At 65.7% G+C, this 14,893-nt stretch carries 13 protein-coding genes; 6 read left to right on the top strand and 7 right to left on the bottom strand.

Going from position 1 to position 14,893, the window contains the following annotated elements; all coding sequences use genetic code 11:
* The 3 genes from VMS96_12705 to VMS96_12695 all read right to left on the bottom strand — a co-directional run.
* A partial coding sequence (locus tag VMS96_12705; GenBank protein ID HVP44287.1) for a cytochrome c3 family protein occupies positions 1-534 on the bottom strand: 534 nt, incomplete at its 3' end.
* Positions 535-859: 325 nt separating this feature from the next.
* Positions 860-2,317 (bottom strand): aldehyde dehydrogenase family protein, encoded by a 1,458-nt coding sequence (locus tag VMS96_12700; GenBank protein ID HVP44286.1) that lies wholly within the window; start codon positions 2,315-2,317, stop codon positions 860-862.
* Positions 2,318-2,407: 90 nt separating this feature from the next.
* Complete coding sequence (locus VMS96_12695) at positions 2,408-5,647, bottom strand: DUF3857 domain-containing protein (GenBank protein HVP44285.1); 3,240 nt, start codon at positions 5,645-5,647, stop codon at positions 2,408-2,410.
* A 248-nt stretch (positions 5,648-5,895) separates the two neighbouring features.
* On the opposite strand from VMS96_12695, the gene VMS96_12690 reads away from it, so the two are divergent.
* The 5 genes from VMS96_12690 to VMS96_12670 all read left to right on the top strand — a co-directional run bounded on the left by VMS96_12690 (position 5,896) and on the right by VMS96_12670 (position 12,159).
* Positions 5,896-8,832: a tetratricopeptide repeat protein gene (locus VMS96_12690; protein ID HVP44284.1), complete on the top strand. Its 2,937-nt coding sequence runs from the start codon at positions 5,896-5,898 to the stop codon at positions 8,830-8,832.
* 12 nt (positions 8,833-8,844) lie between these two features.
* Entirely contained in the window at positions 8,845-9,279 is a 435-nt protein-coding gene (locus VMS96_12685; GenBank protein ID HVP44283.1) for a hypothetical protein, read from the top strand.
* A 133-nt stretch (positions 9,280-9,412) separates the two neighbouring features.
* A complete protein-coding gene (locus VMS96_12680) occupies positions 9,413-10,303 on the top strand; it encodes a TIGR00730 family Rossman fold protein (protein HVP44282.1) in 891 nt (296 codons plus the stop codon).
* 6 nt (positions 10,304-10,309) lie between these two features.
* Positions 10,310-11,029 carry a thiamine phosphate synthase gene (locus VMS96_12675; GenBank protein ID HVP44281.1) on the top strand — a complete coding sequence of 240 codons (720 nt, stop codon included), beginning with the start codon at positions 10,310-10,312 and terminating at the stop codon, positions 11,027-11,029.
* Entirely contained in the window at positions 11,029-12,159 is a 1,131-nt protein-coding gene (locus VMS96_12670; protein HVP44280.1) for a P1 family peptidase, read from the top strand. The genes VMS96_12675 and VMS96_12670 overlap by 1 nt, the downstream gene beginning before the upstream one ends.
* A gap of 45 nt (positions 12,160-12,204) precedes the next feature.
* On the opposite strand, the gene VMS96_12665 is transcribed toward VMS96_12670, so the two are convergent.
* A complete protein-coding gene (locus VMS96_12665) occupies positions 12,205-12,552 on the bottom strand; it encodes a phage holin family protein (protein HVP44279.1) in 348 nt (115 codons plus the stop codon).
* A gap of 76 nt (positions 12,553-12,628) precedes the next feature.
* On the opposite strand from VMS96_12665, the gene VMS96_12660 reads away from it, so the two are divergent.
* Positions 12,629-13,021, top strand: coding sequence for a PPOX class F420-dependent oxidoreductase (locus VMS96_12660; protein ID HVP44278.1), 393 nt, complete (start codon positions 12,629-12,631; stop codon positions 13,019-13,021).
* A gap of 15 nt (positions 13,022-13,036) precedes the next feature.
* On the opposite strand, the gene VMS96_12655 is transcribed toward VMS96_12660, so the two are convergent.
* The 3 genes from VMS96_12655 to VMS96_12645 form a co-directional block, all read right to left on the bottom strand.
* Positions 13,037-13,513, bottom strand: coding sequence for a hypothetical protein (locus tag VMS96_12655; protein HVP44277.1), 477 nt, complete (start codon positions 13,511-13,513; stop codon positions 13,037-13,039).
* A 143-nt stretch (positions 13,514-13,656) separates the two neighbouring features.
* Positions 13,657-14,139, bottom strand: a complete 483-nt coding sequence (locus VMS96_12650; GenBank protein ID HVP44276.1) for a hypothetical protein — start codon at positions 14,137-14,139, stop codon at positions 13,657-13,659.
* Positions 14,140-14,280: 141 nt separating this feature from the next.
* Positions 14,281-14,893, bottom strand: a 613-nt coding sequence (locus VMS96_12645; GenBank protein ID HVP44275.1) for a YdeI/OmpD-associated family protein, incomplete at its 5' end; no start/stop codon positions are given.

Raw genomic sequence — 14,893 nt, 5'->3', positions numbered from 1 at the left:
CTTCGGCCGCAGGTACTTGTCGGGAGCGCGATGGCAGTCGAGGCACCACTCCATCTGCAGCGAGTTGGCCTCGTAGGTCAGGGGCATGCGGTCCACGCGACCGTGGCAGCTCGCGCACCCCACTCCCTTGTTCACGTGGATCTGGTGGTTGAAATAGACGTAGTCGGGCAGGTCGTGGACGCGGTTCCAGCGCAGCGACTCGCCGCTGCGGTAGCTGTCGCGCACCTCCGCCAGCATGGGACTGTCGGTCCACAGCTGCGAGTGGCAGTTCATGCAGGTCTTGGTCGGGGGCAGGCCGGCGAAGCTGGAGTCTTCCACCGCGGTGTGGCAGTAGCGGCAGTCGATCCCCAGCCCGCCCACGTGGTGCTGGTGGCTGAAGGGCACCGGCTGCGATTGCGCCTCGCCCTGGCGGGTGATCCAGGGAGAGCGCTGGAACTCCGCCGTGGCCCAGGCCAGCGCCCCGATCACGAAGACGAATCCATAGATCGTGGCGCGCGAGATCGTGTTCGTACTGCGGTGGAAGATCTGAGACATCGATCCTGTCGAACTATCTAAGTATGAGTCCGGTTGCGGCGCGGCGCAGCTCCGCGTCCTGCTGGTTCGGGCCCTGAGCCTGGGCGGCGATCGTCGCGTGTGACCGGCGATACTGCATGCTGTGACGCCGGTCACGAGAACGTGAATTATAAACAGGAGAGCTGTTTTCGCCAACCCCGCTCGCGTTTTCGATGCCGCTCCCCGCTCCCGGTTGCGAAAATGCTGCCGCGAAGACGCACGTTCTTCCCGTTGCGGGAAACGACCGGTACGAAATGCGAAAGGGCACGGCGTGCGCCGTGCCCTGCCTTTGCATAGATGGCTCCGGCTACTTGATGCTACCCCCCGGGTTCACCACCAGCAGCCTGCTCTCGGTCATGTCCTCGATAGCGTACTTCAGTCCTTCGCGGCCGATGCCGGAGTCCTTGGTGCCGCCGTAAGGCATGGAGTCCACCCGCCACGACGGAACGTCGCCGGCCATCACCGCACCCACCTGGAGCTGCTCGTAGGCGTAGAAGATGAGTGCGGAATCGCGGGCGAAGACCCCGGCCTGCAGGCCGTAGGGCGAATCATTGACGATGTCCACCGCCTCCTCGAACTTGTCGTAGGGCTCGACGGTGACCAGCGGCGCGAACACCTCCTGGCAGTTCACCTTCATGCTGGGCCTGGTTGCGGTGAGCACCGTCGGTTCCAGCATGGCGCCGTGACGCTTGCCGCCGCACAGCAGCTTGGCGCCGCCCTCGAGGGCTTCCGTGATCCATTCCGCGGCGCGATGCGCGTCGGACTCGCGGATCATGGGCCCGATGTCGGTCTTGGGATCGAGCGGATCGCCCAGCTTCAGCGCCCTCACCTTCGGGATGAGCATCTCCAGGAACTTAGGGCACACGCTGCGCTGCACCAGGATGCGCTGCACCGAGATGCAGGTCTGCCCGGCGTAGCCGAAGCCGCCGGCCACGCAGCGGTCGGCGGCCTGCTCCAGGTCGGCGTCGCTGTGCACGATCACGCCCGCGTTCCCGCCCAGTTCCAGCACCACCCGCTTCTTCCCTGCCTTCTGCTTCATCATCCAGCCGGCGGCGGTGCTGCCGGTAAAGGTCAGGAGCTTGAAGCGGTCGTCGGCGATCAGCGGCGCCGCAGCCTCGTTGGTCAGCGGCAGGACGCTCAGCGCGCCCGTCGGCAGCCCCGATCCCTGGATGATCTCCGCCAGTACCAGCGGAGTGAGCGGCGCCTGCGGCGGCGGCTTCAGCACCATGGTGCACCCGGCCGCGATCGCGGGCGCGATCTTGTGCGCCGCCAGGTTGATGGGAAAATTGAAGGGCACGATGGCCGACACCGGCCCCAGCGGGAAGCGCCGCACGATGCCCCACCGCCCCCTGGCGCTCTCCATCAGGTCGAGCGGCAGCCATTCTCCGTGGACGCGGGTGGCTTCCTCCGCTGCCACCGCGAAGGTGAAGGCGGCGCGCTTCACTTCGACCTGCGCCAGCCGGATAGGCTTGCCCGCCTCCAGGGCCACCAGCCGCGCCAGTTCATCGGCCCGCTCCTGGATCTTCTGCGCGATGCGGTTCAGGATGTCGCGCCGCTCGAACGACGGCATCCGTCGGGTGGTCTGGAAGGCGCGCACCGCCGCCTGGATGGCTTGCTCCAGGTCCGCGGGCGTGGCGTTGAACGTCCGCCCGATCAGCGCCTTGTCATAGGGCGCGTGCACCTCGACCGGATCGCCGCGTGACACCAGCTGCCCGTCGAGCAGGAATCCGTATTCCTTGACTTGGGTGAGTGTGCCTTGAGCCATGGCCCAATTCTAGTCCTCAAGGTCATGTTTGGAGAGCAGCGCAGCAGTCCTGCCTCTCACGGCAGCCTGCTGACGACTGACGACTGGCGACTAATTCACCGAGCTCACCGTGTCCGGCGGGACCATGGTGAAGGTGCACTCGCTCTTGCCGGCGGCGCAGGAGACCGTTCCGCGGCGCAGGATCTTGGTCGGGGTGTCGTCGGGGAACTGGAGGTTGAACCTGGCCCCGCGCAACGCCTCCGCCAGCGCCTGCAGCTTGTTGTCGCCACGCACGAACTTGACCTGGTCGGCTTTGGGGCCGGAGAGCAGGACCAAGAAGTCCGCCTGGGCGGCCTCCTTGCCGATGGCCGGGACGCTCACCGAACGCAGCGCGTCCAGGTCGGGTTTCGCCTTCGCGATCTCGGCATCGACCTTCTTGTCGTCGCCCAGCAGCGCGGCCAGGCGCCCGCGGGTCTCCGGCAGCGGACGAAACGCCGCCAGCGCCAGAGCATACTGGTGGATGGCCGCTTCTTTCTTGCCCCGCTTGGCGTAGACCTGCGCCAGGTGATCGCCGACCTCGCCGTGCTGCATCAACTGCCACGACGCCATGATGTACTTCTCGGCGTTGTCCAAATCGCCTTTCCTGAAGTGGACCCACCCGAGCGTGTCCCAGTACGCCCCCAGCCCCGACACCAGCGCCGAGTCCTGCACCTTCACGTGGTCGAGATTCACGTTCCGCAGGGACGCAGCCACCGCCGCCACCGCCGACTCCGCGTACTGCTGTGCCCGGTCGAGGTTCGCGCCCTTCTCCGCCATCTGGTAGGCGACGTTGTTCCAGATGGTCGGGCTGGGCGCCATCTCCACCGCCTTGTCAAACGCCGCCACGGCCTTGTCCGGCTGGTTCAGGCCGAGATACGCCTGCCCCAGGCTGACCCGCAGGTTGGGGTTATCGGGCTTGAGCGAGATGGCGGTCTCCAGCTCCGACACCGCCTCGCTGTACTTGCTCTGCTCGCAGTACATCGAGCCCAGGTTGCCGTGGGCGTATTCGTCCAGCGGATTCACCTCGAGCTGCTTCTGGAACGCCTTGGCCGCCTCGTCGTATTTCTGCTGCCGCCAGTACACCAGCCCGAGATTGTTGTAGGCGTACGAGTGGAAAGGCTCCGCCTCGATCTGTTTCTGCAGCGCCTGGATGCCGTCGTCCAGGCGGTTCATGGCGGTGTAGACCTGCCCCAGGTCGTTCCAGGCGCTCTTGTGCTTGGGCTCGAGTTCGACCACCCGCTTCAGCAGTTGCGCCGCGACTTCGTAGTTCTGGCTTCGGGACGCCGCCAGTCCGGCCTCGTACAGCTCGTCGGCCTTTGCGTCCTTCAGCGCACCGGGAGCGCCTGCCAGCTTCGATTCCACCGCCACCGCCTGCTCGGCGTCCTTTCGCATCACGTTGCGGAAGCTGATGTAATCGGAGGCCCGGCTCGAGGCCAGCTCGCGTTGCAGCATCTTCAGGTCACGCTCGGCGCGAAAAGTGTTTCCCTCGACCGAATACCGCGCCCGGTATTCGCCGTAATCCCGCGTGACGCTCAGCGGCACCGGCGCGCGGACGGTGAACGCCGCGGGGATCTCCAGCTGCAGCTTGACCGCGATCTCCGTCGGCGACCCGACCTTGATCGGCTCGGCGGACTCGGCCGCGTCCGGCCCCGGGTCCGGGACGGTGATCACCGGCAGGAACACGTAGGTCTGCGATTCCTTGCTCGACCAGTCCACGTAGTTGGGCACGGAGATCTTGTATTTCAGTTCGAAGGGCTGTTTCGTGTTCGCCGGATCGGTGGCTTCCACGTCGCTGACATCGCCCTGCAAGCCGAACCAGCCGCTCATCCGTTGCGCCAGCTCCTCCCACTTGGATCGCGGCGTGCGCCGGAACAGGAAGCGCATCACGAACTCCTGGTCGCCGCGGACGCGCTGCTCCACCCGGGCTTCGAGCTTGCCCAGTTCGTTCACCTTGCCGTTGACCGTGGCCTCGCTGCGGTTCACAAAAGGCGGATCCGGGGGCGTCTCCGCCAGCCGGGTGCTGCCGTCCTCCGCGATCACCACCGCCTGCTTCTTGCGCAGGTTGGCCAGCAGCAGTTGGAATGGCGCCACTTCGGTGGTGGTGTCCAGCCACAGGTACCCGTCGCCGCGCGGGATGGCGGTGATCATGTGATCGAACTGCGAGGGCGCCGCCACCTCGGGATCCAGCTTGCGTTGCGAATGGATGAGCACCGCGTCCGACTGGATCCCGATGGAAGCCAGCAGCGATGCCAGCAGCGTGTGCTTGTCCTTGCAGTCGCCGTACTGGTTGCCCAGGATCTCCCCGGCGGCGTGTGGTTGCAGCCGGCCCAGCCCGAACGACAGGCTGACATAGCGATAGTTGGTCGCCACGTAGTCGTACAGCGCTTCGATCTTCTCCAGGTCGGTGGCCTTGCCCTTGGTGAGCTCCTCCGCCTTGGCCCGGATCTCCGGTGTCGGCGCCACCCGGTCGCGCTCGATCTGCGCGTACCACTTGCCCAGCTCCTCCCATCCCGAGAAGGTGGTCATCTGCACCGCCGGCGGCCGGTCGGCCCCCTCCGTCTTCTTCCTCCGGTTCTTGGCCTCTTCTTTCTTTTCCGGCTGCAGGTTGGAGCTGGCCCAGCGGTAGATGCGGCGGTTGCCGACGTCCTCGGTCTTGGGCTCGAACCCGGGCTGTGTCTTCAAGGTCAGGGTACGGCCGCGCGGGACGTCGACCTCGAGCTGCTCGTCCAGCATGATGGCTCGCTTCTCGAAATCATGGGAGAGCCAGAACTGTCCCGGCACCAGCGGCGTGTGCATCGTGGTCACGATGTCGTATTCCAGGATCTCGCCAGGACGCAGCCCCGGGACGGTGACGTGCTTCTCGCGGAAGTCGGTGTACACCGGCGCCTCGCGCTCGATGGGCGAGGGCAGGTCCTGGGCGGCATCGGGGCCGGCAGTCATGACTTTGCCGTCCGCTTTTCGCACCCGCACGTACTTCACTTCCATGCGCTCGTTGGCCGTGCTGTAGCCGAAGACCAACTGCCCCAGCGCCTGTACCCCGGCGTCGCTCTGCACCCGGATGCGGGCCACCTGCTCCCGCGTCCCGGTGCCGTCGTTCTCGAAGCGCCAGGCGAGCTTGTAAAGCTCGAAGACGAAGGGCTCCTGCGAATAATCTGGGCTTGGAGCTTCGATCTTGGGGGCCTTGGGCTTGGTTTTGGTCGCAGGTTTCGTTTTCTTCGCGGCCTGGCGGCGGGCGGCGGATGGCCGCTCGTCGGCGGAGGCGCACAACGACAGCAGAAGCAGCAGGGCGAGCAGCACACGCAGGCTGGACATACGGATTCTTCTTTGTTTACTCCAGCTCTGCCGCGCGCGCAAGTGGGCCTTTACCTTATTCCCGCCCCGGTCCTGCCGAGGGCCGATTTGCTTGGGGTGAGGGCTTTGTTTGTGTTACTTTACGGCTCTCCCAGAGCATTCTCCCTGGGCCGGCTGCTGCAGGCCAGGGAGGCTGCCCAGCCGTCCTGTGGCCCACCCCCCGCCCCTGACGCGCTGTGCGAATGGGAGAGGCCCGGAGTCCGATCCTTATGGCGCTCGGTTTCGGTTTCAACAAGACGAAGGTACTGGCATCGGCGGAGAAGTACGTCCAGCAGGGCAAACTTCAAAACGCCATCTCCGAATACGAGAAGGTCGTCAAGGAGGATCCCAAGGACCTCACCGTCCTGAACACCATCGGCGACCTCTACGCCCGCGTGGGCAATGCCGAGCAGGCGGTGCAATACTTCAAGCGGGTGGGCGATACCTATTCCGGCGAAGGCTTCACCGTCAAAGCCATCGCCATGTACAAGAAGCTCACCAAGCTGACCCCCAACAACACCGACTGCATCATCAAACTGGCCGAGCTCTACACCCAGCAGGGCCTCTACAACGACGCCCGTTCGCAGTACGTGCTGATCGCCGACCAGCACATGAAAGGGGGGCGGACCGAAGACGCGGTCAAGATCTTCCAGAAGATGCTGGAGCTTGACCCCGAGAACGCTGCTATGCAGTCCAAGCTGGCCGACTTGTACGTCAAGCTCGGCCGCAAGAGCGAGGCCCGCGACATCTTCTTCACCGCCGCCCAGTCGCTGTTCGCCCGCGGCTCCCTCGACCAGGCCGACGATGCCCTGGGCAAGGTCATCAACCTCGATCCCCAGAACGCCGACGCCCTCATGCTGCGGGGCCAGATCGCGGTCGATTCCGGCGATCCCACCAAGGCTGCGGCCAATCTGGAGAAGATCCCCAACCTGGATTCGCGGCCCGAAGCGCTGCGTGCCCTGCTGAAGGCCTATGTCGCCCTCGGGCGCACGGCCGATGCCGAACCCATCGCCGGCAAGCTGCTCTCCGTGCACAACGATTCCAACGGCATGACCTCGTTCGCCGAGGCCCTGCTCACCAAGGGAGAATTCGAAGCTGCCCTGCGAGTGTACGACACCCACGCCGACAAGCTGCTCGCGGCCAACCCGCAAGGCCTGCTCGAAGCCCTGCACGGCACCATCGGACGCATCAAGGACAGCGCTCCCGCCCTCAGGGCACTGCGCTCCCTCTATCTCAAGACCGGCGACACCTCCCATCTGACCGAGGTGACCGAGCTTCTGGCGCATGCCAGTGTCGCGGCCAGCGATCTGGTCCAGGGCCGTGACCTCTACAAAGAACTTGCAGAGATGGAGCCGGAGAACCCGCTCCACATGCAGAACTACCGCCAGATCGTCGCCCGCCTGGGCGAAGACGCGGCCGCCCGCCCCCTCACTCCGGAAGAAGGCGCGCAGGCTTTCATGGTGGACGAGCTGGAGATCTCCGCTCCTCCCATCGCCCAGGATTACAGCCCCGAGGTCGCCGAAGCCATCAACGCCGCCATCACCGAATCCGAGCTGATGGATACCTACAACATGCCGCTCAAGGCCCTGGGCCCGTTGCAGGCCGTGCTTCCCCAGGCGCCGACCGACGTCACGCTGAATCAGCGGCTCGCCTCGCTCTATGCCCGCGCCGAACGCTTCCCGGAAGCGGCCGCCTGTTGCGACGTCCTCCAGCAGGTGTACACCGTCGCTGGCCACACCAAGGAAGCGCAGCAGTATTTCGAGATGGCGGAGAAGTACCGCCAGCAGGCTGCGACCGCGCCGCCGCCCGAAGCTCCGGTGGCGGAGATGGAAGCGGCAGCCCCCGCCGTGATGGAGCCCGCCGCCCCTCCCGCCCCCGCCGAGTTCTCCGTCGCGGTGCAGCCGCCGGCGATGACGGCGGAGATGCCCGTCCAGCCGCCCTCTGCTGCCCACGAGATCGACCTGTCCGGTGAGTGGGAGAGCATGACCACCACCGAGGCCCCGACCGCGCCTCCACCGCCGCCGCCGCCCGCTCCCGCCGGTCCTGCCATCGCCGACCTCATGGAGGAGGTCAAGTTCTACCTCTCGCAGTCCATGTACGACGAAGCGCGTACCGGATTGGAGAAGTGCGAATCGCTATCGCCCGGCGCTCCCGGCCTGGCCGAACTCCGCGCCCTGCTGGAAGCCGGCATAGCCGCCGCCGATACCCAGAAGATCGAGGCTCCGGTCGAGCCCGCACCGGCTCCGGTCGAGCCCGCACCGGCTCCGGTCGAGGCCGCGCCGGCGCCGGCCGAGGCATCCGTGCAGGCCCTGGTCTTCGACGAGGCCGCGCTGGGCGCAGCCGAGCCCGCTGCCCCGGTCGCCGAGATCCCCGTGGTCCAGGAAGCCGCGCCCGAGGCCCCAGCCCCGGAGCCGGTCGCTCCCCCTCCGCCGCCGCCAGCGGCAGCTCCGCCTCCGGCCGCCGCCTCCGCCAATGTGCTGGGCGACTTCGTGCTCGACCTCGAAGAATCGCTGGGTGAGGACTTCGCCATTGGCGGCGCCAAGGCTCCCGCCAAACCCGCCGCGCCTCCACCGCCGCCCCCGGCCGCCAAACCTGCTCCGCCTCCCGCTGCGGCGAAACCCGCGCCCCCGCCACCTCCGCCGGCGCCCGCACCCGCCGCTGCGCCCGCGATGGCAGCCGCTGCCGCCACGCCCGCCGTCACCCTTGAGCATCACGAGGCCAAATCCGCCCTGGCCGACATCTTCGACGAATTCAAGGAGGATGTGGAAGAGACCCAGGGTGAGCCCGAGGATCCTGACACCCATTACAACCTGGGCGTTGCCTTCAAGGAGATGGGCTTGATGGACGAAGCCATCGGCGAACTGCAGAAGGTCTGCCAGGCCATCGACCGCGGACACCCCTTCGGCCAGGTCATGCAGGCCTATACCTGGCTGGCGCACTGCTTCGTCGAGAAGGGCGTGCCCCAGGCCGCGGTCAAGTGGTACGAAAAGGCGCTCAAGGTCCCGACTGCCGACGAGGAGAGCCGGCTCGCCGTCCATTACGAGCTGGGCAATGCCTACGAGGCCGCTGGCAACAAGAAGGCCGCTCTCGACAGCTTCCTGGAGGTATACGGTTCCAACATCGATTATCGCGACGTCGCGGAGCGCATCAAAGCGTTGAAGTCGTAGAATCCCTGAAGGATGGATCTTGCCCCCAACCGCGAGCCGCGCGGGGATGTCTCGACCCGGGACAACCCGCAGCAGGAGCCCCCGATCGAACCCAACGAACATGAGACCTCGCCCTTGAGCAGCGCCTCCCCGAACCTTACTGTCCTTGAGAAGCCGGCGGGCGGCGCCTCTGGGCGTGCGCCCCACCCCCTGCCCCTCTGGCTGCGTCGGATCATGCTCTTCATCTTCGTCGCCTTCGCCGTGGAGATCGGCATGTTCCTGGTGGTGATGCCCTGGTACGACGGCGGCCGCCTGTGGTCCGAGAACGGCTTGCTGCTTCGCTTCCCCACCCTGCGCGCCTTCCTCATCCAGGACTTCGTCCGCGGGGTCGTCTCCGGCATCGGCCTCATCGACATCTGGGTCGGCATCTGGGAAGCCGTCCACTACAAGGAATCCATCCACAAGTAGCCTGCCTCCTGCTTCCTGCCTCCTGCTTCCTGCTTCCTGCTTCCTGCTTCCTGCCTCCTGCTTCCTGCCTCCTGCTTCCTGCCTCCTGCTTCCTGTTCCTTGCTTCCCGCCCCTCGGGATAGAATCGTTCCCGATGACCGACCAGAAGAAACCTGAGGCCGCGATCGCTCCCCTGGCCTATGAGAACAAGAACTTCCTGCACGCCCCCGACGGCCGCGGTATCCGCATCATGTCCGAGTACTACGAGCCCCTGGCCCGCTTCCGCAAGGAACGCATCCAGGACACCATCGTCTTCTTCGGCTCCGCCCGCTTCCACAGCCGCTCCGAGGCCGAGAGCGCGCTGCTCCTGCTGGAAAAGGACGGTTCCCGCACTCCCGCCCCGCCCCAGGAGCAGAAGCTGGTTCAGCGGGCCAAGGCCGCCGTGGAGATGGCCCGCTACTACGAAGACGCCCGCAAGCTCTCCTTCATGCTGACCCGCTGGTCCATGACCTTGCCCGGCAAGCGCCATCGCTTCGTCATCACTTCGGGCGGCGGCCCCGGCATCATGGAAGCCGCCAACCTCGGCGCCTACGAGGCCGGAGGCAAGACCATCGGGATGAACATCCGCCTCCCCTACGAGCAGATGCCCAATTGCTACATCACTCCCTCCCTCAACTTCGAGTTCCACTACTTCTTCATGCGCAAGTACTGGTTCGCCTACCTGGCCAAGGCCCTGGTGATCTTTCCCGGCGGGTTCGGCACCATGGACGAGCTTTTCGAGATCCTCACTCTGGCCCAGACTCAGAAGCTGGCCAAGAAGATCCTGGTCATCATCTACGGCCGCCGTTTCTGGAAGCGCATCATCAATCTCAATGCCCTGATCGACTCCGGCACCATCTCCCCCGACGATAAAGACCTTTTTCGCATGGCCGACACTCCCGAAGAGGCCTTCGCCACCCTCAAGAACGGCCTCACCAAGTTCCACCTCCAGGCGCCGCCGCCCACCAAGGAAAAGGCCCCCGAGATCGCCAAGACCCGCGGATGATTCGCCTTGGCCGACGACCGACGACTGACGACCGACGACTTGCTTCTTTACTACATCACCGACCGTACTCGGTTCCCGGGCTCCGAGGCGCAGCGCCGCTCCCGCCTCCTGAAGAAGATCGCCGAAGCCGCCCGCGCCGGCGTGGACTTCATCCAGCTCCGCGAAAAAGACCTCACCGCCCGTGATCTGGAATCCCTGGCCCGAGACGCGGTCGCTGCCCTTCGCGAAACGCGAAACGTGAAACCTGAAACGCAGTTATTGATCAACCATCGCACCGACATCGCTCTCGCCGTCGGCGCCGGCGGCGTCCACCTTCGCTCCGACGACATCTCCGCCGCCGACGCCCGCGCCCTTCTTTCGCGAAACGCGAAACGTGAAACGCGAAACTTTCTGGTTGCCGTCTCCTGCCACACTTCCCGGGAAGTCGCCCGCGCCGCGTCCCAGGGCGCCGACTTCGCCGTCTTTGCTCCCGTCTTCGAAAAGTCCGGACGTCCGGGTTCCGGCCTCGAAGCTCTCCGCCAGGCCTGCGCCCGCGCCGCCCCTCCCGACCGCCTCGTCTCTCCCATGCCCGTGCTGGCCCTGGGCGGCGTCACCCTGGAGAACGCCCGGGCCTGCCTCGACGCCGGCGCCGCCGGAATCGCCGCCATCCGACTCTTTCAGGAAAACCATATCGCCGAGGTGGTGGGTCGGCTGCGTTCCGCCACCTCCATCGCAGGAGTTCATTGATGCTGCGGATCTTTGTGGTGCTGATCTGTACTGTGATTTCTGCCCTGGCACAGTCTGCGCCGCGTCCCCGCGCCCGCGACCTCGGCATCCACGTCGGCGTGCTCTCCCCCGGGCCCCTGAACGCCATCACCGACGTGGAAGGCGTCCGCGTCGGGCACACCACCATCATCAAGGGGGACGACATCCGCACCGGCGTCACCGCCGTCCTGCCCCACCCCGGTAACCTCTTCCGCGAAAAGGTCCCGGGCGCGGTGTTCGTCGGCAACGCCTTCGGCAAGCTGATGGGCTCCACCCAGGTCAACGAGCTCGGCGAGATCGAGACTCCCATCGTCCTCACCTCGACGCTCACTGTCCCCCGCGTTGCCGACGCCGTCCTGGACTACATGCTCTCGCTTCCCGGCAACGAAGATGTGCAGTCGGTCAACCCGCTGGTGGCCGAGACCAACGACGGTTACCTCAACGACATCCGCGGGCGCCACATCGCCTCCGCCGACGTCCTGAACGCTATCCGCAATGCCAAGTCTGGTCCCGTCGAAGAAGGCAGCGTCGGCGCCGGCACCGGCACCGTAGCATTCGGGTTCAAAGGCGGCATCGGCACCGCCTCGCGCCGCTTGCCCGCTTCACTCGGCGGCTACACCGTGGGCGTGCTGGTGCAGAGCAACTTCGGCGGCGTGCTCACCATCAATGGCGCGCCCGTCGGCCGCGAACTGGGGCACGACAAACTCTTCGGTAGAGACGCCCGTCAGGGCGTCTCCCCCGACGGCTCCATCATCATCGTGATTGCCACCGACGCTCCCCTCGACTTCCGCAATCTCCGCCGCCTGGCCGCCCGCGGCATCATGGGCCTGGCCCGCACCGGCTCGGCCGGCTCCAACGGCAGCGGCGACTACGCCATCGCCTTCTCCACCGCCCGCCGCATCTTCCACGGCGAGACCCGGCCCGAGCAGCGCACGGCCCTGCCCAACGACGCCATGTCGCCGCTGTTCCTGGCCGCCATCGAGGCCACCGAAGAAGCCATCTATAACTCGCTCTTCCGCGCTACCGCCGTCACCGGACGCGGCCACACCGTCGAGGCCTTGCCTCTCGATCGCACTCAGGAGATTTTGAAGAAGTACAACGCTATCCGGTAGAGACGCCCGTCAGGACGCCTCTTTTCCAGAGGAGGCCGTGAGTTCTTAGCGTTCGCGCGTGGGTACCAGCCAGCGCAAGAGCATGTTCACCAGCGCCAGCACGATCGCGCCCAGGAATGCCGCCCAGAAACCCCGCACCTGGAAGCTCTTCATCAGCGCCGACGCCACCATGAGCATCAGGGCGTTGATCACCAGCCAGAAGATGCCCAGCGTGAGCACCGCCAGGGGAAAGGTAATGACCTTGAGGAACAGGCCCAGGGTGGCGTTGATCAGTCCGATCACCAGCGCCGCGATCAGCGCTCCGCCCAGGCCGCTTACGTAGAACCCCGGCACGATGTGCGCCACGATCAGCAGCGCCAGTGCGCTCAGTATCCAATGGACCAGCAGTCGCACATTCACCTCCCCGGCGTCATCCTGAGCGGCTTTAGCCGCGAAGGATCTCGGCGTGCAGTAACGATAGAATAGATGCGTGGGTGCACTGGACCGTTTCGCCGCACATAAATATCTCAGTCTGGAGACCTTCCGCAAGACCGGAGTCGGCGTCCGCACCCCGCTGTGGTTCGCCGAGAAGGACGGCGAGCTGCTGCTCTACACCCTCGCCGATTCCGGCAAGGTGAAGCGCATCCGCAATAACCCGCGCGTCCGCATCGCCCCCAGCGACCTGCGTGGCAAGCTGCTCGGCGACTGGCTCGATGCCCAGGCCCGTTTCCTCGAGGGCGACGAGGCCCGCCAGGCCAACCGCCTCCTCAATCAGAAATACTGGCTAAAGAGCTTTTTCGACTGGACCAGCAGGCTGCGCAAGACCCCGCGCGTGTACCTCGCGGTGAAGCCAACCACCAGAGACCAGCAACCGAGGACTTAGGCCTTCCCCCGCATCTTATTTCTTGCGCACCAGGTTGAAGGTCTCGGTCACGTCTTTGCCGTCGGCGCCCCGGAAGTGCCATTCTTGGCTCATGTGGTCATTATCCGGCAGCGTGAGCACGAGGTCGCGCATGTGCCCCGGCTGTCCCTCGCTCAGGTTGGTGACATCGAGGAACTTGAACTTGATCGTCTTTCCGTCCGGCATCGCTTCGGCCACCATCCGCGGCTGGTTCTTCGCCGAGCAGTAGTGCGTCAGGAGCACGCGATCGCCGTCCGGATGGATCATCGTGATCATCGAGCCATACCCTTCATCGGGCTGCACGATCATGAGAGCCGAACCGGCGGAAACCGACGTCACCTCTGTCGTTGACATCTTCCCATCCGGCCTCTTTGCCTCCCACGTGCCCACCAGCTTCTGCAGCCTGGTGAACACCGGCGGATCGGCCGCGCTCGCCATTGCCGCGCACAACACCACGCCCAAGGTCACACTCATCCACCGCTTCATAGCCACCCCCTGATGGTGCGCAGCATTGTACCCGTTTCAGAACGTGAAACATGAAACGCGAAAATTGAAGCGTTTAGCGGGCGTGAGCGAAGCAGGAGCCCGCTGCCGAAATCCTGAGCGGAGCGAAGGACCTACTCCCACGCCCCCGCCGCGATCATTCTCCCGGTCGCGAGATAATGATTCAGCGCCGCCTCGAACTTCTTCATCTTCTCTGCAAACCACTTCTCGCTGTAGCGCTCGACCTCGGCATTCCCCTTCTCCGACAACCCGGTGTACTCATACCGGGCTCGCAGGCGCGTCTTCCCATCGGCCGCCTCAAGGTCGAAACGCAATCGGGCCGTCACCATCCCCGGCCACACCCACACGAATCCGACCCCTCGCGGCGGCTCATACTCGATGGTTATCCATGTGGTCTCGGAGCCATCCTCGTTGGGCGTGCTGAATACGCACCCCAGCTCGGCGATCCCGGATCTCGAAAAGATCAGCCGGTACTCCCACCCCGGCACCCACTCCGCCTCCCGCACCGGACACAGCAGCGGAAACAGCTTCTCCGGCGCCGCGTCGTTGGTTTGCAAGTACTCGCGTATCACTCGTCTGCCAGCAAACTCCGCCATGCGTGCACCTCACGAAAACAGCCCGCGAAGCGGGCGAATGAAAGTAGCCCGGCATGGAGGCGCGCAGCGCCGGAATGCCGGGAAAGCTCCAACAATTCGGTTGAGCCCCTTCAGGGGCGACACAGGAGTTGCGCGAGGGCGTCAGCCCGAGCGCGAAGCATGTTTCTCCGCGTACTCCGCCGCCATCTGCACCGTCTTGGCCAGCCGCCGCGCGCGGGACTCCACTCCGCGAACATGGAAGATCCCCATCAACTGCCCGCGCCGCATCGCCGGCGTCATCTGCTCCCACCCGCGCCGCGCCTCCGGGTCCAGCGCCAGCGCCCGCGCGATCAGCGGCGGCAGCTCGCGCTCCGCCTCCATGGCCTCCATCAACCATTCGGCGACCTGCTCCGCCTTGCGGACGCGCGTGGCTTGCGCCTTTCCCGCGGCCACCTGGTCGCTCATCCACTTCCGCATCGAGTGGTTGAACGATTCGTAGAACTTCTGCAGCCGCTTCGACTGCGCCAGCGCCTTGGCCAGCTCCGCCGGCACGCGCACCACGCGCTCGGCCCTGTCCGGCTCCAGCCGGAAGTGAGCTTTGTGTCCCGCCACCGCACCCGCGCCCCGCTGCATCTGCTTGTTGACCAGAAGCGAGTGCCCGCCCTGGCCGTCGGGAAAGAGCGAGGTGCGGAACTCGAATCCGTTGATCTCCCCGTGCACCGGTATCTGCCCGCGCTTGCCCCAGGTCTTCGCGGCGTCGAACGGGATGCGGACG

Source organism: Terriglobales bacterium (assembly GCA_035543055.1).
In the GTDB taxonomy this organism is placed as follows: domain Bacteria; phylum Acidobacteriota; class Terriglobia; order Terriglobales; family Acidobacteriaceae; genus JAIQFD01.
The sequence above is the reverse complement of the archived record's forward strand: the minus strand, read 5'-3'. Positions and strand labels throughout refer to the sequence as shown.